This window comes from Streptomyces phytophilus, from assembly GCF_013870535.1.
In the GTDB taxonomy this organism is placed as follows: Bacteria; Actinomycetota; Actinomycetes; order Streptomycetales; family Streptomycetaceae; genus Streptomyces; species Streptomyces phytophilus.
Genome location: NZ_JACBXC010000305.1, coordinates 1 through 5678 on the forward strand (window position 1 = coordinate 1; position 5678 = coordinate 5678).

Here is a 5678-nt window from a genome sequence, read left to right on the forward strand (position 1 = left end):
CAGCGCGGGGGCGACGCTGTCCTTGGCGACGATCCACACCCGCTCGGCCGCGCCGGTGACGAAGACGGTGAGGAGGATCCAGGTCAGGGCCGAATCCGGCGTCCAGTCGATCCACAGCGGGGCGACGATGAGCAGCCCCGCGCGCACCACGTCCGCGCCGACCATCGTCCAGCGCCGGTCCAGCTTCCCGGACCCGGACAGCAGCGACCCGACCGGCCCCAGCAGCGCGGCGCCGAAGACGACCGTCGACAGCAGCCGGACCGCGAAGACCACGCTGACGGTGACCGCCGCGCCGCGATAGCCGCCGCCGAACGACTCCTCCGCGAGCCCCGCCTGGAGCGCGAGCAGCACCAGGACGAGCAGCGCCAGCGCGTCCGCGGTGGCACTCGTGAGATGGGCGCCCCACAACCGCCTCAGTGGCGGCACGCGCAGCAGCGCACGCACGGCGCGCTCGCGTGAGTCCGCGACAAGGCTCTCGGTGGGGTCCGGCGCTGTCGTCGGCTGGTCGGCTCGCATGCGGTCAGCCTAGCGGGACGGGCCGGACCGTTGAGCTCCGCACGAACACTTGCCCGGTTCTGTGGATAACTAGCCGGTTGTGGACAACCCGCGGCCTCCGTCCCACCGGACATCCCCGCCGCGCCCCACCGGACCGGGCGCCCCCGGGCAGAGCGCTCCCGGAGCCGGGGCCCCTACCCGTCCTCGTCCGGCACGTCCGCCTTCGCCGACACCGTCTTCTTCGTCGTCGCCTTCTTCGCCGCGGCCGTCTTCGTCCCGGTCGCCTTCTTCGCCGCGGTCTTCGTCGCCGCCTTCTTCGCGGGGGTCTTCTTCGCCGCCGCCTTCTTGGCCGGCGCCTTCTTCGCGGGAGCCTTCTTGGCCGCCTTCTTCGCGGTCTTCTTCGCCGGCCCCTTCGCCCGCTTCTCCGCCAGGAGCTCGAACCCGCGCTCCGGCGTGATCGACTCCGGCTCGTCCCCCCGCCGCAGCGTCGCGTTCGTCTCGCCGTCCGTCACGTACGGCCCGAAGCGCCCGTCCTTGACCACCACCGGCTTTCCGCTCTCCGGGTCCTCGCCCAGCTCCTTCAGCGGCGGCTTCGCCGCGGCCCGCCCGCGCTGCTTGGGCTGGGCGTAGAGCGCGAGCGCCTCCTGGAGCGTGACCGTGAAGAGCTGGTCCTCGCTCTGCAGCGAGCGCGAGTCGGTGCCCTTCTTCAGGTACGGGCCGAAGCGCCCGTTCTGCGCGGTGATCTCCGTGCCGCTCTCCGGATCGGTGCCGACGACGCGCGGCAGCGACAGCAGCTTCAGCGCGTCGGCGAGCGTCACCGTGTCCAGCGACATCGACTGGAACAGCGACGCCGTCCGCGGCTTCACCGCGTTCTTGCCGGACTGCGGCGTGCCCTCGGGCAGCACCTCGGTCACGTACGGCCCGTAGCGCCCGTCCTTGGCGACGATCTCGCGTCCGCTGTCCGGGTCGGTGCCCAGCTCGTACGCCCCGCTGGGCTTGTCGAGCAGCTCCTCGGCCAGCTCGACCGTCAGCTCGTCCGGCGGCAGCTCGTCCGGCACGTCGGCGCGCCGGTGCTCCTCGGTGTCCCGCTCGCCGCGCTCCACGTACGGCCCGTAGCGCCCGACGCGCAGCACGATCCCCTCGCCCACCGGGAACGTGGAGACCTCCCGGGCGTCGATCGCCCCCAGGTCGGTGACCAGCTCCTTCAGCCCCGCCAGGTGGTCGGCGCCGGCCCGGTCCCCGGCGGAGGTGACGGCGTCGTCCGTACCGAAGTAGAAGCGCCGCAGCCACGGCACCGCCTCGGCCTCGCCGCGCGCGATGCGGTCGAGGTCGTCCTCCATCTTGGCGGTGAAGTCGTAGTCGATGTAGCGGCCGAAGTGCTTCTCCATCAGGCCGACGACGGCGAAGGAGAGGAAGGACGGCACCAGGGCCGTGCCCTTCTTGAAGACGTAGCCGCGGTCCAGGATCGTGCCGATGATCGAGGCGTACGTGGACGGGCGGCCGATCTCCCGCTCCTCCAGCTCCTTGACGAGCGTGGCCTCCGTGTAGCGGGCGGGCGGCTTGGTGGCGTGCCCGTCCGCGGTGATCTCCTCGGCGCTCAGCCGGTCGCCCTCGGCGAGCTGCGGCAGCGGCCGGTCGCGGTTGTCCAGGTCGGCGGAGGGGTCGTCGGAGCCCTCGACGTACGCCTTCATGAAGCCGTGGAACGTGATGACCCGGCCGGACGCGGAGAACTCGGCGTCCCGCCCGTCCGCCGCCGTGCCGCCCAGCTTCACCGTCACGGACTGCCCGGTGGCGTCCTTCATCTGCGAGGCGACCGTACGCATCCAGATCAGCTCGTACAGCCGGAACTCCGTGCCCGACAACCCCGTGTCCGCCGGCGTGCGGAAGCGGTCCCCGGAGGGCCGGATCGCCTCGTGCGCCTCCTGCGCGTTCTTCACCTTGCCCGTGTAGTTCCGCGGCCGGTCCGGCAGGAAGTCGCGCCCGTACAGCTGCGTGACCTGCGCCCGCGCGGCGGCGACCGCCGTCTCCGACAGCGTCGTGGAGTCGGTGCGCATATAGGTGATGAAGCCGTTCTCGTACAGCCGCTGGGCCACCTGCATGGTGGCCTTGGCGCCGAGCCCCAGCTTGCGCGACGCCTCCTGCTGCAGCGTCGTCGTACGGAACGGGGCCGAGGGCGAGCGCCGGTACGGCTTCGCCTCGACGCTGCGTACCGCGAACGCCGTGTCCTGCAGCGCGGCGGCCAGCGCGCGGGCGCCCTCCTCGCTCAGGTGCAGCACGTCGGCCGAAGAGCCGCTCTTGAGCTGCCCGTCCTGACCGAAGTCGCGGCCCTGGGCGATCCGGCGGCCGTCGACCGCGGAGAGCTTGGCGCCGAAGCTGCGCGGGTCGGTGGCGTCGCCGGCGCGGCCGGTGGCGAAGACGCCGGCCAGGTCCCAGTACTCGGCGGAGCGGAACGCGATGCGCTCGCGCTCCCGCTCGACGACGAGGCGGGTGGCGACGGACTGGACCCGGCCGGCGGACAGCCGGGGCATGACCTTCTTCCACAGCACCGGCGAGACCTCGTACCCGTACAGCCGGTCGAGGATGCGGCGGGTCTCCTGGGCGTCGACCAGTTTCTGGTTGAGCTGGCGCGGGTTGGCGACGGCCTGGCGGATCGCGTCCTTGGTGATCTCGTGGAAGACCATCCGGTGCACGGGGACCTTGGGCTTGAGCACCTCCAGCAGGTGCCACGCGATGGCCTCGCCCTCGCGGTCCTCGTCCGTCGCAAGATACAGCTCGTCCGACTCGGCCAGCAGTTTCTTCAACTTGCTGACCTGTTGTTTCTTGTCGCTGTTCACCACATACAGCGGCTCGAAGTCATGATCGACGTTCACCCCGAGCCGCGCCCAGGACTCTCCCTTGTATTTGGCCGGCACCTCGGCGGCGCCGTTCGGGAGATCGCGGATGTGCCCGACGCTCGACTCGACCTCGTAGCCGGGGCCCAGATAGCCCTTGATCGTCTTCGCCTTGGCAGGCGACTCCACGATGACGAGTCGGCGGGTCTTGCTGGTGGCGGACAACTTCGGCTCTCTCTTCTCCGGTCGGAAGCTGGCAGCGATCTGGTGGGGGGATTCGCGGCGATCTTGCCGGTGGTCGTTGTAGGTGGCCTTGTGGGCTCTCTTGTGGACGGCCGTGCGGGTCGTACGTCGCTGTGCTGGGCGTTGCTGCGGAGTGTGACGGTACAACCCGCCCCCGTGTCAAGCGGCTAAAACCCGGGGCGCCACTCGAACGGTAACCCGACAAGCCGCCTAGCTCCCGCACAGAGCACATTCCGGTCGCGGCGGTCTGTATCGCACAGCCCCTTGACAGCAGCCAGTACTACAGATGGGAGTATGGGCGTCCGACCACGCCGTGAGGCCGGTCGGAGCCCACCACTTCAGACATCCGACCGGGGGGACGACCAGTGTCCGATCCGAATCAGAATCCATACGGCCAGCCGCCTGGCTACGGCTATCCGCAGCAGGGTCAGGTCGACCCGTCGCAGAATCCGTACGGCCAGCCCGCGGCGCCCCCGGCGAACCTCCCGCAGGCCCCGGGCATACCGTCGGCCGACCCGAACGCACCGTACGGGTACGACCACCACGGCCGTCCGTTCTCCGACAAGTCGACCATCGTCGCCGGCGTACTCCAGATGACCCTCGGCCAGGTCGGTGCCGGGCGCTTCTACACCGGGCACACGGGTATGGCCGTCGCGCAGCTCCTCACCTGCGGCGGCCTGTTCATCTGGAGCTTCATCGACGGGATCATCCTGCTGGTGAGCAAGGACAAGACCGATGCCCAGGGCCGACCTCTCCGCTACTGAGGACGGGCCGACCGCCCGCCGGACGCCCGACGGCCCCGCCGGCTGCTGCCGGCGGGGCCGCCGTCGCCGCGTGCGCAGGCATCCGGCCGCGCTGCCGCTCTCGCTCACCGCGGCGGGAGCGGCGGGCGCGGTGTACCTCTACGGTACGAACCCCCACGAGCCGGGGCACTGGCTGCCCCGGTGCCCGTTCAACTGGGTCACCGGCCTGGACTGCCCCGCCTGCGGCGTTACCCGCATGGCGTACGACATGCTCCACGGCGACCTCGGCTCCGCCTTCCACAGCAACGCCCTGATGCTGCTGCTCGGCCTGCCGTTCGCGGCGGTGCTCTACGGCCGCTGGCTCTACGAGGGCGTGCGCGGGCGCCGCTGGCAGCCGTCCTTCGGGCGGCTCGGCACGGCGGCGGTGCTGGGCGTGGCGCTGGTGTGGGCCGTGGTACGGAACGTGGCGTAACCCCGGCCCTCCGCACCGGCACACCGGCCCCGCCGGCGCTCAGTCCGGCGCCAGGAACCCCTGCTCCACCAGCAGCCGGATCACCCCCGGCGTACGCTCCCGCAGCACCCCCGGGTCCTCCCCCAGCACCTGCGCGATGGCGTCCAGGATGACCCCCGCCGGCAGCGTGCCGTCGCACGCCCCGGCGAACCCCGCGGCGACCGTGTCCGCCCGCGTCGCCCGCCGCATCCCCCGCTGCCGCCGCAGCACCACGTGCTCCGGATCCTCCTCGCCCGGCCGGCCCACCTGCTCCTGCACCACGTCGTCCGCGAGCCGGAACGTCGTCGCCAGCAGCGCCGCGTCGTCCGTACGGCGCAGGAAGTCCTGCCGCGCGAAGTGCTCCACCACGGCCTCGCCGAGCGGCTGTTCCACCGCGTGCGGCCAGTCCTCGACGGTGACCGCCGGGTCCGCCGCGTCCGTACGGCGCAGGGTGATCCAGCCGAAGCCGACGGCCCGGGTACGGGCGGCGGCGAAGGCGTCGAGCCAGTCGTCGTAGCGGGCCGCGTAGGCCGCGGGGTCGGCGTGGTCGCCCGCGTCGCGCAGCCACAGCTCCGCGTACTGCGTGACGTCCTGCACCTCCCGCTGCACGATCCACGCGTCGCAGCCGGGCGGCACCCAGGCCGCGACGCGGTCGCGCCAGTCCTCGTCCTCGACGTGCTGCCAGTTGGCGAGGAGCTGGCAGTAGCCGCCCTCGGCGAGGTGGTCCGCGGCCCCGCGGACGAGGGTGCGGCACAGCTCGTCGCCGGCCATGCCGCCGTCGCGGTACGTCAGCCGGGCGCCGGGCGAGATGACGAACGGCGGGTTGGAGACGATCAGGTCGTACCGCTCGCCGGCCACCGGCTGGAAGAGCGACCC

At 72.0% G+C, this 5678-nt stretch carries 4 protein-coding genes and 1 pseudogene; 2 read left to right on the forward strand and 3 right to left on the reverse strand.

The genetic code is table 11. The features are described from left to right. Together H5J30_RS15565 and topA are read right to left on the reverse strand one after the other, a co-directional pair. Window positions 1-516: pseudogene (locus tag H5J30_RS15565) on the reverse strand (dTMP kinase); the annotation flags it as partial. A gap of 173 nt (window positions 517-689) precedes the next feature. Continuing rightward, window positions 690-3551, reverse strand: a complete 2862-nt coding sequence (gene topA, locus H5J30_RS15570) for a type I DNA topoisomerase (RefSeq protein WP_181788031.1) — start codon at window positions 3549-3551, stop codon at window positions 690-692. A gap of 383 nt (window positions 3552-3934) precedes the next feature. Between topA and H5J30_RS15575 the strand changes: the two genes are divergently transcribed. Next, window positions 3935-4333 carry a TM2 domain-containing protein gene (locus H5J30_RS15575; RefSeq protein ID WP_309505543.1) on the forward strand — a complete coding sequence of 133 codons (399 nt, stop codon included), beginning with the start codon at window positions 3935-3937 and terminating at the stop codon, window positions 4331-4333. Beyond that, complete coding sequence (locus H5J30_RS15580; protein ID WP_181788032.1) at window positions 4305-4784, forward strand: DUF2752 domain-containing protein; 480 nt, start codon at window positions 4305-4307, stop codon at window positions 4782-4784. The genes H5J30_RS15575 and H5J30_RS15580 overlap by 29 nt, the downstream gene beginning before the upstream one ends. A 39-nt stretch (window positions 4785-4823) precedes the next feature. Here the strand turns inward: H5J30_RS15580 and H5J30_RS15585 are convergent. Further along, a partial coding sequence (locus H5J30_RS15585; RefSeq protein WP_445194942.1) for a DUF7782 domain-containing protein occupies window positions 4824-5678 on the reverse strand: 855 nt, incomplete at its 5' end.